General features: G+C 65.7%; 18 protein-coding genes. 7 read left to right on the plus strand and 11 right to left on the minus strand.

Annotation, left to right across the window (positions count from 1 at the left end; translation table 11 throughout):
- Positions 1 to 1,317, plus strand: coding sequence for a replication initiation protein (locus tag KR541_RS30020; RefSeq protein WP_050015685.1), 1,317 nt, complete (start codon positions 1 to 3; stop codon positions 1,315 to 1,317).
- A gap of 95 nt (positions 1,318 to 1,412) precedes the next feature.
- Here the strand turns inward: KR541_RS30020 and KR541_RS30025 are convergent, their stop codons facing one another.
- The 4 genes from KR541_RS30025 to KR541_RS30040 form a co-directional block, all read right to left on the minus strand.
- On the minus strand, positions 1,413 to 2,444 hold the full coding sequence (locus KR541_RS30025) for a ParB/RepB/Spo0J family partition protein (protein WP_124555189.1): 1,032 nt from the start codon (positions 2,442 to 2,444) through the stop codon (positions 1,413 to 1,415).
- The gene (locus KR541_RS30030; protein ID WP_006497839.1) at positions 2,437 to 3,132 is read right to left on the minus strand and encodes a ParA family protein; all 696 of its coding nucleotides are present in this window, start codon (positions 3,130 to 3,132) and stop codon (positions 2,437 to 2,439) included. Before KR541_RS30030 ends, KR541_RS30025 begins: the two co-directional genes overlap by 8 nt.
- A gap of 1,633 nt (positions 3,133 to 4,765) precedes the next feature.
- The gene (locus KR541_RS30035; protein ID WP_050015681.1) at positions 4,766 to 5,782 is read right to left on the minus strand and encodes an AraC family transcriptional regulator; all 1,017 of its coding nucleotides are present in this window, start codon (positions 5,780 to 5,782) and stop codon (positions 4,766 to 4,768) included.
- 127 nt (positions 5,783 to 5,909) lie between these two features.
- Positions 5,910 to 7,034, minus strand: coding sequence for an MBL fold metallo-hydrolase (locus tag KR541_RS30040; RefSeq protein WP_089490162.1), 1,125 nt, complete (start codon positions 7,032 to 7,034; stop codon positions 5,910 to 5,912).
- A gap of 84 nt (positions 7,035 to 7,118) precedes the next feature.
- Here KR541_RS30040 and KR541_RS30045 point away from each other — a divergent pair, with 84 nt between their 5' ends.
- Positions 7,119 to 7,772, plus strand: coding sequence for a TetR/AcrR family transcriptional regulator (locus tag KR541_RS30045; protein ID WP_089490161.1), 654 nt, complete (start codon positions 7,119 to 7,121; stop codon positions 7,770 to 7,772).
- Between the two features lie 174 nt (positions 7,773 to 7,946).
- Positions 7,947 to 8,438 carry a flavodoxin family protein gene (locus KR541_RS30050; protein WP_089490160.1) on the plus strand — a complete coding sequence of 164 codons (492 nt, stop codon included), beginning with the start codon at positions 7,947 to 7,949 and terminating at the stop codon, positions 8,436 to 8,438.
- Between the two features lie 107 nt (positions 8,439 to 8,545).
- Here the strand turns inward: KR541_RS30050 and KR541_RS30055 are convergent, their stop codons facing one another.
- Complete coding sequence (locus KR541_RS30055) at positions 8,546 to 9,130, minus strand: DUF2889 domain-containing protein (RefSeq protein WP_050015673.1); 585 nt, start codon at positions 9,128 to 9,130, stop codon at positions 8,546 to 8,548.
- Between the two features lie 649 nt (positions 9,131 to 9,779).
- Here KR541_RS30055 and KR541_RS30060 point away from each other — a divergent pair.
- A complete protein-coding gene (locus tag KR541_RS30060; protein ID WP_252996700.1) occupies positions 9,780 to 10,496 on the plus strand; it encodes a ProQ/FINO family protein in 717 nt (238 codons plus the stop codon).
- Between the two features lie 470 nt (positions 10,497 to 10,966).
- Positions 10,967 to 12,028, plus strand: coding sequence for a DMT family transporter (locus KR541_RS30065; RefSeq protein ID WP_050015669.1), 1,062 nt, complete (start codon positions 10,967 to 10,969; stop codon positions 12,026 to 12,028).
- 118 nt (positions 12,029 to 12,146) lie between these two features.
- On the opposite strand, the gene KR541_RS30070 is transcribed toward KR541_RS30065, so the two are convergent.
- The 6 genes from KR541_RS30070 to KR541_RS30095 all read right to left on the minus strand — a co-directional run bounded on the left by KR541_RS30070 (position 12,147) and on the right by KR541_RS30095 (position 18,058).
- Positions 12,147 to 12,572, minus strand: a complete 426-nt coding sequence (locus KR541_RS30070; RefSeq protein WP_050015667.1) for a TOBE domain-containing protein — start codon at positions 12,570 to 12,572, stop codon at positions 12,147 to 12,149.
- Positions 12,573 to 12,739: 167 nt separating this feature from the next.
- Complete coding sequence (locus KR541_RS30075; RefSeq protein ID WP_050015665.1) at positions 12,740 to 14,236, minus strand: efflux transporter outer membrane subunit; 1,497 nt, start codon at positions 14,234 to 14,236, stop codon at positions 12,740 to 12,742.
- Entirely contained in the window at positions 14,233 to 15,210 is a 978-nt protein-coding gene (locus KR541_RS30080; RefSeq protein ID WP_089490157.1) for an efflux RND transporter periplasmic adaptor subunit, read from the minus strand. Before KR541_RS30080 ends, KR541_RS30075 begins: the two co-directional genes overlap by 4 nt.
- A gap of 1 nt (position 15,211) precedes the next feature.
- Positions 15,212 to 15,424 carry a DUF1656 domain-containing protein gene (locus tag KR541_RS30085; protein WP_006481008.1) on the minus strand — a complete coding sequence of 71 codons (213 nt, stop codon included), beginning with the start codon at positions 15,422 to 15,424 and terminating at the stop codon, positions 15,212 to 15,214.
- Positions 15,425 to 15,458: 34 nt separating this feature from the next.
- Entirely contained in the window at positions 15,459 to 17,582 is a 2,124-nt protein-coding gene (locus KR541_RS30090) for an FUSC family protein (RefSeq protein ID WP_050015661.1), read from the minus strand.
- A complete protein-coding gene (locus tag KR541_RS30095; protein ID WP_050015660.1) occupies positions 17,579 to 18,058 on the minus strand; it encodes a MarR family winged helix-turn-helix transcriptional regulator in 480 nt (159 codons plus the stop codon). The genes KR541_RS30090 and KR541_RS30095 overlap by 4 nt, the downstream gene beginning before the upstream one ends.
- Before the next feature lie 356 nt (positions 18,059 to 18,414).
- Here KR541_RS30095 and ehuR point away from each other — a divergent pair, with 356 nt between their 5' ends.
- Complete coding sequence (gene ehuR, locus KR541_RS30100) at positions 18,415 to 19,827, plus strand: MocR-like ectoine utilization transcription factor EhuR (RefSeq protein ID WP_050015659.1); 1,413 nt, start codon at positions 18,415 to 18,417, stop codon at positions 19,825 to 19,827.
- A gap of 107 nt (positions 19,828 to 19,934) precedes the next feature.
- Complete coding sequence (eutB, locus tag KR541_RS30105) at positions 19,935 to 20,906, plus strand: hydroxyectoine utilization dehydratase EutB (protein ID WP_050015658.1); 972 nt, start codon at positions 19,935 to 19,937, stop codon at positions 20,904 to 20,906.
- The last annotated feature ends 1 nt before the right edge of the window (position 20,907 follow it).

A 20,907-nucleotide genomic window follows, 5' to 3' on the forward strand; every position in this document is an offset into this window, starting at 1 on the left:
ATGCCGCGCAAGCCCGCAAGCAAAGGCTCAGACAAACAGGTTTCGCTGTTTCAGACACCCGAGCCGCCCGACTTGCTGCGCAAGGCGGTCCAGGCGATTCATATCGCACCGAAGTCGGGAAAGATCGGTCTGCAGCAGCGCAAGATGTTCAGCTCGTTGATCAAGAACGCACTTCGGCAGGAGGCGTTCGAACCGGGCCGGACGAGCTTCTCGATCTCGATCGCGTCGCTGTCGCACGAGAGCGGGCTGAACAGCAACAACACGAAGTACGTGAAGGATACGGTCAACTCGCTGATCAGTACCGTCGTCAACTGGGACTACCTGGCCGCGGACCGTTCGACGGTCTGGAAAGCATCGGGCCTGCTCGCCGGCGCGGAGCTCGAGCAATCGGTGCTGAAGTACAGCTTCTCCGACCAGATTCGCAGCGAACTGCTCAATCCCGAGATCTACGCGCTGATCGATATGCGGATCGCTCGCGAGTTCCGGCGATCGCACTCGCTCGCGCTGTGGGAAAACACGGTGCGCTACGAAGGGATCGGCATCACCGCGAAGATTCCGCTGCCGAAATTCCGTGACCTCATTCTCGGCCAGGACAAGGCGTCGCAGTCGTACAAGGAATACAAGCTGTTCAAGAGCAAGGTCCTGGTGCCGTGCATTCAGGAGGTGAACGAAGTATCGGATCACACGCTCGAGCTGATCGAACACAAATCCGGCCGCAGCGTGGAAGCCGTGCAGTTCAAGGTGACACGCAAGCAGAGCACCGATACGGTCGAAGACGGCGACGTCAAGAACGAAGCGCTGGTCGAGGAGGTCGCGAAGTTCGGCATTCCGCGTTCGGAGGCGCGCCGGCTGATCACGCAATACGGCGTGCAGCGCATCAAGGCGGCGATCGCCTATACGCTCAATCGGACCACGAAGAAAAATGCGGCGCCGGTCGACAACGTCGCCGCGTATTTCCGCAAGGCGCTGACGCACGGTTACACGCTGGCCGACGGGCAGGGAACCGAAGCGGCCGCACCGGCGAAGGAATCCGCGCAGAGCAAGCAGGAACAGATTCGCGACAAGTATCTGGCGGCGAAGGTCGAGGAAGCCGGCGCGTATTTCCGCGAGCTGGAGATCGACGACCAGACCAGGCTGATCGAGCGTTACAACGAGACGGTGGCGGGTTCGAAGGATCTGACGCTGTCGCCGAAGAAGAAGGCGAGCAAGCTCGCGCAGACCAGCTTCTTCCGCTGGCTGGCGCTCGATACGTGGGGCGAGCCGACCTCGGATGACCTGCTGGAATTCCTGCTGAAAAGCAGTCTCGCGGGCAACTGAAAGAGGCCTCGCCGTCGTGCGCGCCGTGCGCCGGACCCTGTTGTGGTCCGGCTGCGCGGCGCAGCGCGAAGGCGAGGCCTTTTGCCGGTGGCGCGTTACTTTGGCGTTGCCGCCGCCAGATCGGCGACGTACGCGTCGATGACGGTCTTGAGCTTGTCGGCAAGCGCTTCCTGGTGGGATGCGTCGACGCCCTTGAGCTGCAGATCCAGACGTCCGTCCGGATAAGTCTTCAACTGACCGATTGCGCGCGATTCGAGTGCGAAGTCATGACGGACGCTATAGCGCGTCCGTCCGGGCTTCTTGGCGCCGTCGCTTTGCGCACGCAGGAAATTCTCGAGATCGCGGACGGATTTTTTCCGGTCGATCACGGCCGTCAGCAGCCGGTCGGCCGTCGGCTCGCCCAGGCGTTCGAAGATCAGCTTCAGAAAGTACGCGGCCTGCAGACCGACCACGTCGTTCGCACTCGCCATCCGCTCCAGCAGCGTGTTCGGCAGCGCGTTCAGCGACAGCGTCTTGCTGATCGATGCCTTGTCCTTGCCGATTTTTTCCGCCAGCGTGTTCTGGTCGGCAAAGACCTTCTCGTCGAGCAGACGTTTCCACGCGACCGCATCGTCGAAGATCGTCTGGCGTTCGTGATCGTGGTTCGCGCGGTACGCGATCGTATAGAGCTGCTCGGGCGTGTGATCGGTGCGGAACGTCGCATTGATCGTCTCGTCGCCGTTGATGCTCGTCGCACGCAGCCGGCGTTGCCCGTCGATCACGACGAGCTTGCCGGGAAATTCGGGGAGCCGCGTGACCTTGATCGGCTCGATCTGCCCTTCCCGTTTCAACGTCAGTGCGAGTTCGTGCAGGCTCGACTCCGAGTAGAACACGCGCGGGTTGAACGGGTTCGGAATGCAGTCCTTGACCAGTACTTTCTGCGGCGCGCCCAGATCGGGCGCACCGGCGGGCGCGGTTGCGGCCGGCGCACTGGCGGGCGCCGCTTCGACGACGGCAGCCGGTGCGGCCGCCGGCTCGGGCAGCCGCGTTTCGAGCGCCGCGTTTTCCTGCGCGAGTCCGCGCAACAGGCCGGCTGCCAGATGCAGGTTGCCGGTCGGCTTCTTGTCTTTCGAGGTGTCCTTAGCCATGGGCGGCTCCGGTAGCGCGCGTCGACGCGATGTATTGGGCCATTTCCGTGACCAGTTTTTCGATTTCCGCGCGGGCTTCCTTCAGGCCCTTCAGGTATCGATTATGGTGATGGATCGTGGTGCCGAGCGCGAACGTCTGACGATAGACCTCGCGTTGCGCGATCTGGCTGTCGAGCAGATGCTCCCCTATTTCTTCAGCTCGTAAAATTTTTAAAATTTCTTCACGCATTTTAGTTTTTCCATTAACGCTATTCAGCATTAATGCGGAAGAAAGTTGAGGATTTCGAACGGCGCGCATCGACTCGATCATGCGGATCATTGCAACCGTGCTGTACAGATCGGCCGGCGACGGCGAAAGCGGCACCAGGCAGAAGTCCGCCACTTCGAGGACGGATGCAATACGTGGATCTTCGAGGTTGCCGGGGCAGTCGACGACGATCACGTCGAAGTTCGCGTCCTGTTTCTTGATTTCGCCGCCGATGCCGCGGCCGGCAGGCGCCAGCGACAGGACCGTCATCGGGAGCGTGTTCTCGCCACTTGTGACCCACCGGACGGAAGTGCCTTGAGGGTCGGCATCGATCAGCGCGACCTTATTGCCGCCGGCTTCGAATGCCGCCGCGATGTTGACGGAGATGGTTGTCTTTCCAGTTCCACCTTTTTGATTACTGACGGCGATCTTGAAAGCCATTGAATTCCTCCTAGGAGTTTTACGTAATATAGGCAGTTATTCATAGGTTGTCTACAAAAGTGTTCAATGCTATGGATGTTTTATTGGTCGTTGTGGTTGTTACGTGACAAGTAGACCGAATAGCTAAGCGTTATTCGAGAGTAGCGATTCGATAAAAAACCATCGATCTCGGTTGCAAAAGAACGAACGACAAATGTGAGGGAAGCCGACGGTCTTTGGGGTCCATAACGAGATCTTGTGGAGAGACTTGGCGTTTTGGCGTGCGTAGATCTCATTCGAAATTCGATACGAATCCATGTCGGTGATGATGTTGGCCACGGGGAAACAGAGGGTTGTCACGTGACAAGTCGCTGGATCTCCGATTTCTCTTGGGCCGTACGCCGTGAGGAACTGTTCCATACGCTGCGTCTCGGATTCCGCAGGAACGTCAGAAATTTCCTTACTTCAATTGTCGATGCGCGCGGCGCGTGACCATATACCCCTCGTCGGTACCGAGGTGAGTTGTCACGTGACAAATGGATTCCGACGCATCTCCTAACGGGCACTCCGCGATCATCAGGGAGTCGTCGTGGTTGGCGTGTGCTCGTGGCGTACAGGGCTTATTGCTAGGGAGGAACGGCATCGTCGACAGTTTTCGGTCTCGGCTCGTCACTGAATCGCTAGCGAGTTGTCACGTGACAACAGGAGCCGGTGTCTGGAAGACTCGTGCGGCAGGCGGGCTGTATATGAAGGGAAGAGTCCCGCGCGAGGGTTGCAAACGAGCGTCTCGGTAGCGTGGTCGGGACATCATCGGGCCGTTATTCCGCTATCGTCGCATGGACGCTCACGTGTCGAAGCTATGCGTCAGAACAACTGCTGAGGTGCGCCCCCACGACGATATCGTGGCGACTATGATGTGTCCCCATTTACGCGGTGGAGCGAAATTAGTGTTGCTGCTCGTGTCGGCTAACAGGGGAGGCTGTCTCGTGGCAAGTATCAATTCACCGTGCCCTGGAGAGGTTCGACGTGCGCGAGATCGCCGCGTATACCGGCCGCAATGGGTGATGAATCCATGTGCCAGGGACATGTGCCAACCCAAACGGATCGGGTCGTGAAACATTCGCCGAAAATCGATGCTCGCCGGAAATCCTTGTGTGGCAATGGCTTGCGCCACATTCTTCATCCTGTTTCACGCGAAATGAGCGCGAAAAAGCTTGGAAATGGGGGCGTATGCTATTTCAGTGCGACGGCGTTGGGGAACGGCCCAATCGCAGGTAGATTCGTCTTGATCGATACGTGATTTGTAGTTTATGAGACGTTTTGTGGCGGGGCGCAGCTAGAGGTTGTCGACGTGTCGGGGGATCACTCCACCACTGTGTGGCATCGAGCCGCCAATTCGGCATCAAGTGGGCTTGGTATTTAGCGCCGGTTGTCACGTGACAACGCATGTGCCGAGCCCCAGATTCGTGAAATCGCGAAATATGGAGCGGAGAAGCTGAGGCCGGGGAGTCGTCGAGCAGGACTCTGGAGCGCCGCCGGTACAACATGATCTTACAGAGTGGCGCGCGTCCCCTTAAACTGCATGCGACAAATCCAGCCCCGTACTTTGCGAATCCCATCGAAGCCCGTACATCGCTACCGTCCGCGCTCGCGATCAATAACTCGCCACGATCGACAGAGCGACGTCCGCGCCACCTCGCAGGCTATCGATATCCCGTCGCGGAGAATTACCGAACAGCCGACTATATTCCCGATTGAACTGCGTTGGGCTCGCGTACCCGACCCTGAACGCCGCCGACGCTGCATCGAGCCGCTCCGCCAGCATCAGCCGACGCGCCTCGTTGAGTCGTATCCATTTCTGATACTGCAACGGACTCATGCCGGTGAGCTGACGGAAGTGATGATGGAAGGTCGAACTGCTCATCTGAACTTGCGCCGCGAGATCATCGACGCGCAACGATTCGTCGTAGTGAGCGCGCAACCACCGGATCGCGCGCGACACGCGGTTGCACTGACTGCCGGTGGACGCAATCTGGCGCAGGCGCGCGCCCTGGTCGCTCGTCAGCAGCCGATAGTAGATTTCCCGCTCGATATACGGTGCGAGAACGGCAATCGCGTTCGGGTCGTCCAGCAGCGCGAGTAGCCGGTTCAGCGCGTCGTACAGCGGTTCGGTCATGTCGCCGACGACGAGTCCGCGGCCAGCCGGCGCATCGTCGTGATCCGGCGCGACTTGCATCATCAGTTCGGCCATGACGCGGAAATCGAGCTTGAGGCCGAGCCCGAGAAACGGTTTGTCGGGACTGGCCTCGATGATTTGCGTCGAACCGGGCAGATCGAGCGACGTGATCAGAAAGCGGTCGGCGTCATAGATATACGCATCCCCGCTCTGTATGACCCGCTTCGCGCCCTGAACGACGAGGCCGAAGCTCGGCTCGACCATGCATTCCATCGGCAGCGTCGGCGCTTCCCTTCGATGAAAGCTCAGATTGGGAATGGCCGTGTTGAGGTGATCGACACCTTCGGTCCATCTCGCGACGCGCTCTGCGAGCGCCTGCCGCAATTCGTTCTCGCGGCTGCGGCGGGTCGAACGGTGGCCTGCCTGGTCGAATGCCGTGATGGCGACATCATCGTCTCGTTGGCCGGGCATGTATCGGACGGGTACCGGATGCATGACTTCTCTACTCAGGTAATCGGGTCGACAGGCAGCCGTCGACGTGCAGGGGAGGCGGGCAACGCATTCACCACCCGGAATCGCGGCACGGTCATCTTCCCGGCAGGCACGCGCAGCGACTGGCGGACTACTTCGTCGCCTGCGATGCGCAAAGCTGCCAGCGTCGCGATTTCGCCGCCGGCGCTGCCGCGCGCTCGTCGACCGCGCGCCACCAGCGCTCGCCACGATGCGGCGCGTCGAGATCGAGGCGTTCGCCCATTCTCGGTGTTGACAGTTCGATGCCGCGTACGAGCGCCAACGCCGTGACACGCTCGAACGGCTCCTGCCAGCGATGCATGGCGAGGTCGAACGTGCCGTTGTGGATCGGGACCAGCCAGCGTCCGCGCAAATCGATGTGCGCCTGCACGGTTTCTTCCGGCTGCATGTGCACGTACGGCCATTGCGCATCATAGGCGCCTGTTTCGATCAGCGTGACGTCGAACGGCCCGAGGCGCTCGCCGATCTCCCGGAAGCCATCGAAATAACCCGTATCGCCGCTGAAGAATACGCGCAGGTCGTCGTCGACGATCACCCACGACGCCCACAGCGTACTGTTACCGTCGAACAGGCTACGCCCGGAGAAGTGCTGGGCGGGCGTAGCCGTCAGCGTCAGCCCGGCCACGTCCGCGCTTTGCCACCAGTCGAGCTGGCGAACCTTGTCCGCGTCGACGCCCCATTCGATCAACCGATCGCCGACACCCAGCGTCGTCACGAACACGCCGGTGGTGGCGGCAAGCGCGAGCACCGTGTCGCGATCGAGGTGATCGTAATGATCGTGCGACAGGATCACGCCGCGCAGCGGCGGAAGATCTTCCAACGCGATCGGCGGCGCATGAAAGCGCTTGGGGCCGATGCGCCGAAACGGCGACGCGCGCTCGGCGAACACCGGATCGGTCAGCCAGAATTCGCCACGCAGCTTCAGCAACAGCGTCGAATGGCCGAGCCGGTACAGGCTGCGATCGGGCGCCGCGTCGAGTTCCGCGCGGGTCAGCGAATCGACGGGGAGGGCGCCGGCCGGCACGGTATGACGCGGCTTGTTGACCAGCATGTTCCATGCGATGCCCAGCGTCTTGCCCAATCCTTCGGCGGGCCGCGGCGCGACATTGGCAAAGCGCTCGCCGTTGTGCTGCGGCGAACCGCCGGACAGCGTCCGGCCGCGGCGGGCCGCCGCAAAGCCCAGAATGCGGTGAATCAAAACGAGAGGCGATGCCATGTCCGGTTCGTCCGAAGAATAAAGTACACTAAACAGTGTAGTTTATTTTTGAGATAAGTAAACTGCCCGGTGTAAAATTTCTGTATGGATACCAGCACTTCCCCTCAGCGCCTGACCGACCGAAAGCGCGCAGCCATCGTCGATGCGGCGATCGAGGAATTTCTCGCGGCCGGCTACGATGCGACGAGCATGGATCGTATCGCCGCGCGCGCCGATGTGTCGAAACGCACGGTCTATAACCACTTTCCGAGCAAGGAGACGCTATTCGCCGCGATCCTGAACAAGCTGTGGGATGCGACCCGGGCCGGCAACTTGCCGACCTATCGCGCCGACGTGCCGCTGCGCGAGCAACTGCTCGCGCTGCTCGAGCGCAAATTGCGGTTGATGAACGACGAAGCGTTTCTCGCGCTGGCGCGCGTCGCGATCGGCGCGGCCATCCATTCGCCGGAACGCGCGCGCGACATGGTCGAACGTCTCGGCGAGCGTGAGGAAGACGTCACGGTCTGGGTGCGTGCGGCCGCGGCGGCCGGCCGGCTGGCGGTCACCGATCCGGTGTTCGCCGCGCATCAGTTGCATGGCGCGATGAAGGCATTCGCGTTCTGGCCGCAGATCACGATGGGCCAGCCGCCGCTGACGGCGCAGGAGCAGCAGAAAGTGGCGGAATCGGCCGCCGACATGTTCCTCGCGTACTACGCGCGACACGACGACGGCGCCGCATCGCATCGCACGCAGGGCTGAACGCGTATCCGCAAGCATCTGGAAGCGCGGGCCGGTCGAAATCGCTGCGATGCGCGAAACTGGCCGATCCGGAGAAAACGAACGCACGATCGCACCGACCCTGTGCCGACCGACCCTCCGGCCCAAACCCGGCGATACGTCCGCGCACCCGAAACCGACTGCGAGCAACGACCCATGAAAACGCTGTTGATCGTCTATCACACGATGACCGGAGGCACGCAGCAGATGGCCGAAGCGGCTGCCGGTGCGGCTCGCGAGCAGCCCGGCGTCGACGTCAGGCTGCAGCGCGCGGACGCGACGAGCGCCGACGACGTGCTGGCAGCCGACGCGTACCTGTTCGCGACGCCGGAGAATCTAGCGGCGATGTCCGGGCTGATGAAGGATTTCTTCGATCGCTGCTACTACGCGGCGCTCGATCGCGTGAACGGTCGTCCGTATGCGGCAATGATCTGCGCGGGCAGCGACGGACAGAACGCGTTGCGGCAGATCGACCGGATTGCGACCGGATGGCGGCTGAAGAACGTCGCACCCGGGCTGATCGTCTGCACACATGCGCAGACGCCGGAGCGTATTCTCGCGACGAAGACGATCGACGATGACGCGCTCGCGCGCTGCGCAGAACTGGGTGCGGGTCTTGCCGCGGGGCTGGCACTGGGCGTGTTCTGAGGACGGATACGGCAGCGCCGATCTACCGAATCGACACAGGCAGGATCTGCAGTCGTTCGCGCAATACCGGTTTCGCAAACAACGCCGGACCGCCGCGTGCCGGGGCTTCAGCCGCCCTTCGCAGTGCCCGAAGGCCGGTGATGTTCGGGCCAAAGACGTTTGACGAGATCGCGCGATGCGCCGTAGGCATAGCAACTGTCGATCTTGAGCGGCTTGCCTTCGCTGTCGCGGTAATCGAGCGACGATCGCCGCATGCCGACCATCGTCTGATAGGCCGTCGTCGCGATCGGGCCGAGCAATTCCTTCAGGTGCGTGCACGTATCGCAAGACGGCAGGCGCTTGCGCACCTCGCTGTTCCAGCCCGCGCCGATGGTCAATCCGACGAGCGCCTGCAGCGAGTCGCCGCCGCCCGGACATTGCGCATACGGATGCGAACGGATGAACGTGGATACGGCGCGCACGACCATGTCGACGTCGAAGACGAGCGTCACGCCAAGCTCGTGGAGCGGCGTCAGCGCCGCGACCGTCCGCGCACCGCCGGGCGGCGTGAAATCGCTGGTCTTGCGGTCCGCGAGGCAGGCCGTTACTTCGAACAGGCCGTCGCTGCGCCGATAGCCGCGCATGTCGATCTGCCGATGGTGGATCTCGTCGCGCGTGATGCCGTCGTGCGGGGTGTCGTCTTGGGAAACCATGCATCCGCTCCGTCTCTTGAAACCGGGTCTTTTCGCAGGCAACGGGATCGCGCACGGCCGATCGGGCGTACGGTGAAAAGCCGGCGGGACGTGCTGCCAACGAAGTCGATTCGGCCATACTACGCACTTTCCGATATTTTCGTCCGCGACGCGTTCGATGCGGACGCAACCAATCGGCCGCCGATGCCGGCGCAAGCGAGGGTCGGGCGGGCGTGTCGGGCGACGTCGGGGGCCATGCAATGCAACGCTTTGCGGACGCGGCACGACGCTGTTCGACGGCTGTCGCGCGGAAGATCGCATATTCAGTCGAGCGTCCGCCCGGCCCGATTTCCGGCCGGGCCGCGAATGGCGTGACATCCGGAAACGTATCCATATAATGCGCAACACGACCACGCGGACGCATTTTCGGCGCCGCGGCTCGGGCAAATGCGGACCGGCGAGTCAACCGACCGTCCCGCGTACCGGTATACTTCCACTCCTGCCTTGTCCGGCATCGAGGCCGGGTGCCTGAAAACAGAGTGGCGTGCGCGATGCGGCCCCGTAGTGTTCCGCACCGGCGGCAGGCCGGCCGCACGCATGGCGGCGATGCTTTTGCGCCGCGCGGCATGGCCGCACGAACCACACCTTATATTCCTGGTGGATTGAATTTATGGGTTTTGAACAACTTGCCGAATTGCGGGCGCAGCTCGCAGCGAAGGCCAAGCAGGAGCGCAACGCGAAGCGGCCGGCGGCGCCGACGGACGCCGGCGCGAAGCCGAAGTCCGGCGACCAGCCGTCCCGCGGCGCCAAGCCGGGCGCCGGCGCGAAGGCGCAGCAGCGAGCGAAGCCTGCTCCGACGAAGCCGTCGGCGCCGGTCGATCCGGTCATCGTCGCGATCGGCAAACTGCAGCGGAAGTTTCCGCGCGCGTTCCCGAAGAATCCGGCCCCTAAAGTGCCGCTCAAGGTTGGCATCTGGGACGATCTCGCCCGCGAAGCGCAGGCCGTGGGCCTCAGCGAAGCGGAACTGCGCGAGGCAATGTCGACGTGGTGCCGCGGCAACCGCTACTGGTCCTGCCTCGTCGAAGACGCGGTGCGCGTCGACCTGCAGGGTAACGAAGCCGGGCGCGTGACGCACGACGACGCGGCGCGTGCGCGCCGTCTGAAGGCTCGTCGCCCCGGCGGCAAGGGCGCGGCACAATCGGCCAAGGGTGCGCCGCAGCAGCCGAAGGCCGAGCAGCAGGCCGAGGTCGCTGCTGCACTGCAACCGGCGCAAGCCGAAGCCGAAGCGAAGGTGCAGACCGATGCCGCGCCGCGGGTCGAAGCGGAAGCGAAGGTGCAGACCGGCGCCGCACCGCAGGTCGAACAGCAAGCGGCCGGCAACGAGTAATCCACATCGCGCGCCGCGTACCCGCTGCAAGCCGCGGCGGCGCATGACACGACAGACCGACCGGCGTCGACAGACGCAGGTCGGGACTGCCTCTACCGGCACTGAACCTGCCGGTCCATCTCCTCCCCGTCGAACAGACAACGCGACCGGACGACTCACATTCGTCGATCGGGCTCGACACGCGCGAGATCTTGATTGTTCCGCTTACGTTTAGATAATTCGTATCCCTGAGTAATTGGCGAGCCTACCGCATAATTCGCGTTACGAAATGATGAAGCGAAACGCGTCGATCGACGCGTGAGCGATCCCGCCTGCTCGTCGCGATAAAAATTGCGCGCGATAATCACGACTGGATCATCAGCCCGCGGGCAAGCCGATTGCCGCGATACAACCGTCATTCGAAAAATAAGGCAGGCCCGGCTCGATCCAAAGCCACGCCCAGCGTCGTTAACGCCAACTCAACCCGGACCATGAACCCGAGACGTTCCGCGATTTTCGTCGCGCTCGCCGCTGCCGCGCTGTTCGGCGCCGCGACACCGCTCGCCAAGGCGCTGATCGGCGCGATGTCGCCGTTCATGGTTGCTGGCCTCTTCTATCTCGGCAGTGGCGTCGGACTCGGCATCGGGATGCTGCTGCGCGGCTGGCACGGCCGTCACGCACCGGCCGCGGACGCCGCGCCGTTGCAGCGCGCCGATCTGCCGTGGCTGGCCGGGGCGATCGCGGCGGGCGGCGTGGCTGGCCCGGCTCTGTTGATGCTCGGCCTATCGAGCACGCCGGCGGCGACGAGCGCGCTGCTGCTCAATCTCGAGGGTGTGCTGACGGCCGTGATTGCGTGGGTCGTGTTTCGCGAGAACGTGGATACGCAGATATTTCTCGGCATGGTGGCGATCGTCGCCGGCGGCACGCTGTTGTCGTGGACGCCGGGCCGGGCCGGCGTGCCGGTCGGCGCGCTGCTGATCGTCGGCGCATGCCTGTGCTGGGCGATCGACAACAACCTGACCCGCAAGGTGGCCGCGAACGACGCGATGGTGATCGCGGGCGTGAAAGGGCTGATCGCGGGGCCGGTGAACATCGGCATCGCGCTGGCGACCGGCGCGACGCTACCTGCGATACCGGTCATGGCCGAGGCGATGCTGACGGGGCTCGGCGGCTACGGGATCAGCCTCGTGTTGTTCGTCGTCGCGCTGCGTCATCTGGGCAGCGCGCGCACCGGCGCGTACTTTTCGATTGCCCCGCTGTTCGGGGTCGTGCTGTCGCTGCTGATCTGGCCCGCGTTGCCGCCCGCGACGTTCTGGATCGCGGCCGCGCTGATGGCGTTCGGCATCTGGCTGCACGTGCGCGAACGGCACGAACACACGCATGCGCACGAGCGGCTCGAGCATACGCATCGGCATCGGCACGACGACCATCACCAGCACGCGCACGACTTCCCGTATGACGGCGATGAACCGCACACGCATCCGCACGTGCATCTGCCGATCACGCACAGTCATGCGCATTTTCCGGATATTCATCACCGGCATCGACACTGACCGCGTCGTGAGCGACGGGCGCTGCGCATTGCAAGGTGGCCGTTTATGGGAACGCTAACAGCCGATCGTTGGTTCCGGAATGCTGGTTGCCCGCACATTGCGTGCGATCGTCACGCGATCACTCGACGCCGACGATCACGCTCGATGCCTTGAAGACCGCGGATGCGGCGGCGCCGCTCGCGAGCCCGAGACGATCGACGCTGTCGTTGGTGACGATCGCGACGATTTCCGCACCGCTCGCCGCCTTGATCACGACCTCCGAATTGACCGCGCCCTTCGCGACCGACGCGACGGTGCCCGCGACGCAGTTGCGAGCCGACACCTTGCTGCTGTCGACGTCGACCATCACGATGACCGACGACGCCTTGACGAGCGCGAACGCGTTCGTGCCGGCCGCGAGGCCCAACGACGCCGCGCTGCCATGGGTGATCACGGCGACGATCTCGAGGCCGTCCTGCGTGCGCAGCGTGATTTCGTCGTTGACGGCACCGGGCTTGACGGCGCTGATCTCGCCGGCGAATTGGTTGCGGGCGCTCGTTCGCATGATGACTCTCCGGGTGGTTGCCGCGGCAGAGCCGGCTGCGGCAAAAGGTGATTGGAAATGCATCGGCCAGTGTACCGTCAACGCCGGCCCTGCGAGTGCCATCGCGCGAATCAGTCCAACCCGTTGCCGCGGGGCGTGTCGTCACGCATGCGATATAGCCGATGTCGCTACGGCGCCGACGGGCCGGCCGCAGGTGCGGTGGCCGCGGAGCCGGCGTTCGCGGCGGCTGCCGCACCGTCGCCGTCCCAACCGCCGCCGAGCGCGAGGAAGAGCCGCACCTGGTCGGCCGCGACCTGCCCTTCGGCCGCCGCGACCTGCGCCCGCACGCTCGTCAACGTGCGCGTCGCGTCGAGATCGGCGATGAACGATTCGCGGCCGGCCGCATAGAGCCGATGGGTTTCGGCGGCGGAACTGCGGGCCGATTCGTACGCGGTGCGCAGCGCATCCGTGCGTTGCACGTCGGCTGCATAGGTCGCGAGGCTCGACTGCGTTTCGCGCAGCGCGTTCAGCACGACCCCGTCGAAGTGCGCGAGTGCGCCGCCCGTCGCGGCTTCGGCTTCGCGCACGCGCGCACGCTGGCCGTTCACGGGGAACGACCAGCTGATCAGCGGTCCGAACGACCAGCGATTCGTGGTGGACGAGAACAGGTCGGCGGCGACGCCGACCGAGCCGGCCGATGCGCCGATGCTGACCGACGGGTACAGCGCGGCGGTTGCCACGCCGATCCGCGCGGTCGCGGCGGCGAGCTGACGCTCGGCTTCGCGCACGTCGGGGCGGCGGCGCAGCAGCGCGGCGCCGTCGCCGATCGGAATCGGCTGACGCAGTTTCGGCAGGCGTTCGCATTCGGCGGCGGCTTTCGGCAGGTCGGCCGGCGCGCGCGCGAGCAGCGCGGCGAGCTGGTACTGCGCGATCTTGCGGCGGCCTTCGAAGCGCGGAATGTCGGCGGACAGCGTGCGCACCTGCGTCACGCCGCGCGTCACGTCGGTCTGGTTGCCGCGCCCCGCGTCGCGCAGCCGCTGCGACAGCGCGACGCGCTGTTGCTGCAGCGCGAGCGACTGCTTCGCGATCGCCAGTTCGTCGCCGGCCGAGCACGCTTCGACATACGCGCGTACGACGTCGGCCACGACCGTGATGCGCGCGAGGTCGCCGGCCGCCTTGACGGCCTCGCTGTCCGCGCGCGCGGCTTCGACGCCGCGCCGCAGCTTGCCGAACAGGTCGAGCTCGTACGACACGTTGATGCCGACCGTGCCTTCGTTGACGACCGGCAGCTTGTTTTCGAGCAGGTATTGCTCGGCCGATTCCTGCGCGCGCTGCACGGCCGCTTCGGCTTTGCCGGAGAAGCCGCCCTGTTCGTTCGCGACCACCAGCGCCGCGCGCGAGCGGGCGAGGTTCGCCGCGGCGACGCGCAGGTCGGTGTTCGACTTCAGCGCATCGCGCACGAGCCCATTGAGTACCGGGTCGTCGTACAGTTGCCACCAGTTGCCGGGCACCGCGTCGCGCGACACCAGCGTGCCGTTCGCGTCGTCGAGCGCATGGTTCGCGAGCGGCGCGTTGACGTACGCCTGTTGCGGCAGCGTGTAGTCGGGGCCGACCGACTTGCACGCACCGAGTGCGAGCGCAAGCGGGGCGAGCGTCGCCGCGACGCGCAGACCATGCCGCTTCATTGCGAGGCTCCCGCGGCGCTGGCGGCCGTACCTGACGTAGCCGAAACCGGCGCGGCCGCCGATGCGGCGCCGGTGCCCACCGGCTTCGCGTCGTCGTTGCGGTGCGTGTCGGCGCCGCGCATCGATACGGTCGCGGTACGGCCCGCGATCATCCGGAAATCGTCGGGCACCTCGTCGAGCACGACGCGCACCGGCACGCGCTGCGCGAGCCGCACCCAGCTGAACGCCGGGTTCACGTTCGGCAGCAGGTTCGCGCCCTGCGTGCGGTCGCGATCCTCGATCGCGGCGACGATGCTCTGCACGTGGCCGCGCAGCGCATGGGGCTCGCCCATCACGATGATGTCGACCGGCTGGCCGATATGGATGCCGCGCAGCTTGGTTTCCTCGAAGTAGCCGTCGACGCGGAACGAGTTGCGGTCGACGACCGACAGCACCGCGCGGCCGGCCGGCACGTATTCGCCGACGCGCGGGGCGCGGTCGTTCAGGTAGCCGTCCACGGGACTGACGATCGTCGTGCGCTGCAGGTTCAGCTTCGCGGTGTCGAGCGACACCTGCGCATCGGCGACGCTGGCTTCGCCCTGCTCGACGCGCGTGCGGCTTTCCTCGACCTGTTCGCTCGCGACCAGGTTGCCGAGCTGCAGGTTGCGCGCGTATTCGCGCTTCGCCTGCGCCAGCGTCGCGCGGCGCTGCGCGAGCGTCGCTTCGGCGAGCCGTTCCGCGAGCGCGTAGCGCGCCTGGTCGATCACGAACAGCACCTGGCCGCGCTTGACCTCCTGGTTGTCGGCGACCTGCACCGACGTGATGAGGCCCGACACGTCCGGCGCGACCTGGATCACGTCGGCCCGCACGTGCCCGTCGCGCGTCCACGGCGAGAACATGTAGTAGTTGATGATGCGCCACAGCACGAGGCCGGCCACGACGACGACGATCAGGGTGAGCAGGACTTGCCCTGCCGAGAGCCAGGTTTTTTTCACGTTAGGTAGCCACGAGTTGGTGGGACACGATCACGACGGCGGCCAGCACGAACACGTAGATGCCGAGGTCGAAGATCGAACGGTGCCAGACGAGGCGGTAGAAGCCGACGCGCTCGAGCACTGCGCGCACGACGATGTTGATCAGGTACGCGATCAACATCAGTACGAGCGGGGCCGGCACGAACACGCCGAAGATATCGATTTCGCCGATCATGGTCGCGGTCGGAAGGACAAGGTGGAAAGCCGGCTCATGCGCGTGCTCCGTCCGGCGTCTGTGGCGCTTGCGCGGCCGCGGCCGGATACAGCGACAGGCGCAGGCCGACAAGCGCATGCAGCGTGTCGCGCAGCCGGCGGTGCGTGACCGGCGCCGCGGGCGCGGCGGTGCCGTCGGCCGGCGCGGCGCCCGGCAGGTTGCGGCTGGCCACGCGCCGCAGCGCGTCGTCGATCGTCGCGAGCAGGGCGGGCGGCGCGGGCTGGCGCGCGTTCGCGGCCGCGCAGCGCGCGTAGTGATCGGTGACGCCGGCCAGCACGCGATCGATCGCGTCGGGCACGTCGCCCGACAGCCGGCGCCGCGAGCGACGCAGGTCGAGCGCGTTCAGCGCGATGCGCAGGTCGCGGAAGCTTTCGATCGACGGGTGGCGGTGGTCGTCGGACGCGCCGAGGCGCGGCAGCAGTTGCGTGACGCGATCGAGCATCCGCGATGCGTGGTTGCGCTGATCGTCGAGCGGTTGCGTCGACGCGGAGCGCGCGACGTCCTCCCAGCCCGAGCGTAGCAGGCGCCGTACCGCGAGTTCCGCGCCGAACGGCCGCGTCGCGCGCGTCCACACGTACGCGAACAGCAGCCCGGCGACGCCCGCGAGATTACTGTTCAGGAACACGAAGAAATCGGCCTCGTACGCGCTCTGGATGCTGATGAAGGTGGCCGTGTTGACCGCGACGAGCATCGTCACCATGTTGAACTGCGGGCGCGGCAGCAGCGTGCCGATCAGGATGAACGGCCCCGCGAACATCAGCACGAGCATCGCGAAATCGTGCACGTGCGGCAGCACGACGAACAGATACAGGCCCGCGAACACGACGCTCGCGGCGGTCGACAGGAAGAACTTGAACACCAGCGGCGCGGGCTCGTCGAGCGCGGCGAAGAAGCTGCACGACACGGCCACGAGCGTGACGGCGGCCGCGCCGTCGTGCCAGCCGGACGAGATCCACAGCCAGCACGCGAACACGATCGCGAACACGACGGTCAGCGTCGAGAACAGCATCATCCCGCGATCGAAGAAGCGCTCGGTGCCGCCGAGCCGCCAGTGCCGGTAGCGCGGCTGCCACACGCCCGACTCGTTCGCGATCAGCGCGCGCAGCGAGCGGCAGTCCTGCCAGATGTCGATGACCTGGCGCAGCCGCCACAGCGCATTCGACAGCAACGCGCCGTCCCAGCTCGCCAGCGCGCTGTCGGGCGGCTGCAGCGCGGCGATGCGCGCGCGCAGGTCGTCCGCGACCGGATCGTGCGCCATATCGCCGTCGGAACCGGTCTTCACGGCCGGCAGCGGCGCGTCGAACCATTTCGCGGCGTCGGCCAGCAGCGCGTCGAGCGCGGGCGGGCGCACGTGCAGGTCGCGCATCAGCGCGATCAGCGGGTCGGCGAGCGACGACATCAGCGGCAGGAACAGCTGCATCCGGCCCGCGAGCGCCTGCGCGCGCGCAAGCACGCGCGGATGCGCATGGTCGTAGCCCAGCTGGCTCAGCAGGAATTCGAGGCCGGTGATCGTCGCGGCGAGCCGCTGCCGGCATGCGGACAGCGCCTTGCCGGCCAGGTGCCCGGACAGCGTTTCGCGGCCGTAGAACGCGGCGTCCTTGAACCACGCGTCGGTGCGCTCGATCAGCGTCGGCGCGAGCCGGTTCGGGAACACGGCGCTGCCGACCACGCTCGCGCACACGATGCCGAGCACGATTTCCTCGGTGCGCGCGATCGCAACGTCGAATATCGTGGACGGATCGGTGACGGTCGGCAGCGCGACCAGCGGCATCGTATAGCCGGCTAGCATGAACACGTAGCTGCGCGCGGTGCGATCCGAGATCGCGAGGTATAGCAGCGTGCCGCACCAGGTCGCGACGATGATGCTGAACAGGAGCGGCGTCTCGACGAACGGCGGCACGAAGAAGATCGCGGCGGCCGCGCCGAGCGCGGTGCCGAGCGCGCGGTACAGCGCCTTCGAGCGCGTCGCGCCGACGAACGGGTTCGACACGATGTAGACGCTCGCCATCGCCCAGTACGGGCGCGGCAACTGGAAATACAGGCCGAGGTACAGCGCGAGCATCGACGCGGCGAACGTCTTGCCCGAGAACAGCCAGTCGCGAAGGCTCGGATAGGTCATGACGCGGAATCGGCGGGGTGGGACGCGTGCGACGCCGGAGGATGCGCGTCGGCGGCGTTGAACGCGTTCAGCACGCGCAGCGTCGCTTCGAGATCGGCGCGCGACACGCCCTTGAGCACCTGGGCGCGCAGCGCGCGCAGGTCTTCCTCCATCTTCGCGGTGACCGCGCGGCCGGCGGCCGTCAGCGAGATCGTTTTCGCGCGGCGATCGTGCGGATCCTCGTCGCGGCGTGCGAGGCCGGCCGCGCACAGCTGGTCGAGCAGGCGCACCAGCGACGGCCCTTCGATGCCCACGTGCTCGGCGAGCGTGCCTTGCCGCACGCCTTCGCCGAGACGCCCGGCGATCAAGAGCGGCGTCGCGCAGGCCTCGGATACGTTGTACGCGGTCAGCACGCCGTCGCTGGTGCGGCGCCACTTGCGCGCGGTGAGCACGAGCAGGCTGCTGACGGCGAGGCGGAGGTCGTGCAGATTGGTCATGGGCGAGATGATAGGGGCAAAAATATTCGATAGCAAACTATCGTTTTCGTCGCCGGGATGACACGTCGCATGGGGCGCGGCGACGATATTGAATTGTCAGACGACCACTGTTCGACCACACGAGCACGGCCGTGCATGTGAAGCAAATTCCAAGCCCGCGCGCCGCCCGCTGGGCGGGTAGGTAGCCCGCGACTTTCGACCGACCGGAAAATGTGCGGGCCGCGGTCGCTCGGGCACGCCGATTGCACCGCGCGATTCGCCCACGACGTCCTGCTTTCGAACGCGATTGCACTAGGACAATATTTTCGGGGTGTCTTTCTGAGCGACCATGCGGAAGCCACGACGGAGACATCGAGATGGGACGGACCGAGGTATCGGCAGGCTGGCGCGACGCGCTCGGCGCGGTGCACGGCATCGAGTCGAAATACAAGCGGCTCGTGAAGGCGATCGCCAGCGACATCGAGAACGGCGCGCTCGCGCCGGGCGCGCGGCTCGCGCCGCAGCGCGACGTCGCGTCGAGCCTCGGTGTCAGCGTGCAGACCGTCACCAACGCGTACAAGGAGCTGGAGCGTCAGGGGCTGATCCGCTGCGAGGTCGGCCGCGGCAGCTTCGTGGCCGCGCGCGTGACCGAATCGATGTCGAACTACATCCTCGATACGACCGAGCGCGAACTCGTCGACTTCTCGATCGCCCGCATCGTGCACACGCCGGAGCACGACGCGGCATGGCGCAGCGTGTGCACGGCGCTGGCCGGCACCGACGATCAGCCGTGGATCCGTTCGTTCCGGCCGATCGCCGGCCTCGATGCGCATCGCGACGCCGGCGCGGCTTGGCTCGCGTCGCTGAACATGCCGGTGCACCGCGAATCGCTGCTGGTGACGAACGGCGCGGCGCACGGGATCTTTCTCGCGCTCGCGTCGATCGTCGGGCCGGGCGACACCGTGTTGTGCGAGAGCCTGACCGATCACGGCGTGATCGGCTCCGCGAACGTGCTCGGGTTTACGCTGAAAGGGCTCGAGATGGACGAGCACGGCATCCGTCCCGAACATTTCGAGGAGATGTGCGATGGCGAGCGGATCAGCGCGCTCGTCTGCACGCCGACCCTCAATAACCCGACCGTGTCGCTGATGACCGATTCGCGGCGCCGCTCGATCGCGCGCATCGCGACGCGCTACGGCGTATACGTGATCGAGGACGACGTGTACGGTCCGCTGCTCGAGAAGACGGGCACGCCGATCGCCAGCCTGATTCCGGAGCTCGGCTTCTACTGCACGAGCATGACGAAATCGGTACTGACGGGGTTGCGCACCGGCTATCTCGCGATGCCGCGACGGCTCGCGTTGCGCGTCGAGAGCGTGCTGCGCGTGAGCAGCTGGATGGCGACGTCGCCGATCGCCGAAATCGCGACGCGCTGGATCGTCGACGACACCGCGCGGCGGCTCGTCGAACTGCAGCGCCAGCGGCTCGCCGTGCGTCAGCAGATGGTGCGGGCCGCACTGGGGCCGTATGTGCTCGGTGCGCATCCCAACGCGCTGTCGGCATGGCTGCGCGTGCCCGACTACTGGCAAGCCGAGCGGATCGTGCGTGAACTGCGCACGCGCAAGATCGCGGTGACGTCACCCGATCCGTTTCTCGTCGGCGGCACGGAGCGACCGAACGCGGTGCGCGTGTGCATCGGCGCCGAAACCTCCGATGCGGCGTGCAATGCAGCGCTCGAGACGATCGCGGGTGTGTTCGAACAGTATCCGCACCTGAACGACTTCCACTGAACCGGCGGCGCTGCCGCGACATCGCGCGCAATGTATCAGGACATTCGAAAGCGCGATTTGGAACATTAGACTGGATCGCATCACATTCGTCGCGAGGCGCGCATTCCATGTCTTCCCTGTCGCTGTCCGACGTCTACCGCGCGCGCCGCCGTCTCGCCGGGCGCGCCGACGGTACGCCGCTCGTCGCGTCCGCCGCGCTGTCCGCGCGTGTCGGCGCCCCGGTCTACCTGAAGCTCGAAACGCTGCAGCCGACCGGCAGCTTCAAGCTGCGCGGCGCGACCAACGCGCTAGCGGAACTTGCGGCGCAGCGCGTGACGCGCGTGGTCACCGCATCGACCGGGAATCATGGCCGCGCGGTCGCGCATGCGGCACGCGCGCTCGGCATCGATGCGGCCGTCTGCATGTCGTCGCTCGTGCCGGACAACAAGGTCGAGGCGGTCGCGGCGCTCGGCGCGCGCGTGGTGATCGTCGGCGACAGCCAGGACGACGCGCAGGTGGAAGCGCGGCGGCTGGTGCGCGACGAAGGTTATGCATACGTGCCGCCGTTCGACGATCCGCGCATCATCGCGGGCCAGGCGACGATCGGCGTCGAGATACTCGAAGCGCTGCCCGATACGGCGACGCTGGTCGTGCCGCTGTCGGGCGGCGGCCTGTTCAGCGGCGTCGCGTTTGCCGCGAAGGCGATCCGGCCGCCGATCGAGATGATCGGCGTATCGATGACGCGCGGCGCCGCGATGCACGCGAGCCTCGCGGCCGGTCGCCCGGTCGACGTCGACGAACAGCCGACGCTGGCCGATTCGCTCGGCGGCGGCATCGGCCTCGACAACCGCTACACGTTCGACATGACGCGCGCGCTGGCCGACGACGTCGTGCTGCTCGACGAGCCGTCGATCGCGCGCGGCATCGCGCATGCGTATCGGGAAGAGCGGCTCGTCGTCGAAGGCGCCGGCGCGGTCGGCCTCGCCGCCCTGCTGGATGAACGGATCGCACGCCGCGATCGCAGCGGCCCGATCGTGGTCGTCGTGAGCGGTGCGAACATCGACATGGCCGTGCATCGCAGGCTCGTTTCGGAGAACTGAC

The sequence above is a fragment of the Burkholderia sola genome, assembly GCF_905400185.1.
GTDB classification, from domain to species: domain Bacteria; phylum Pseudomonadota; class Gammaproteobacteria; order Burkholderiales; family Burkholderiaceae; genus Burkholderia; species Burkholderia sola.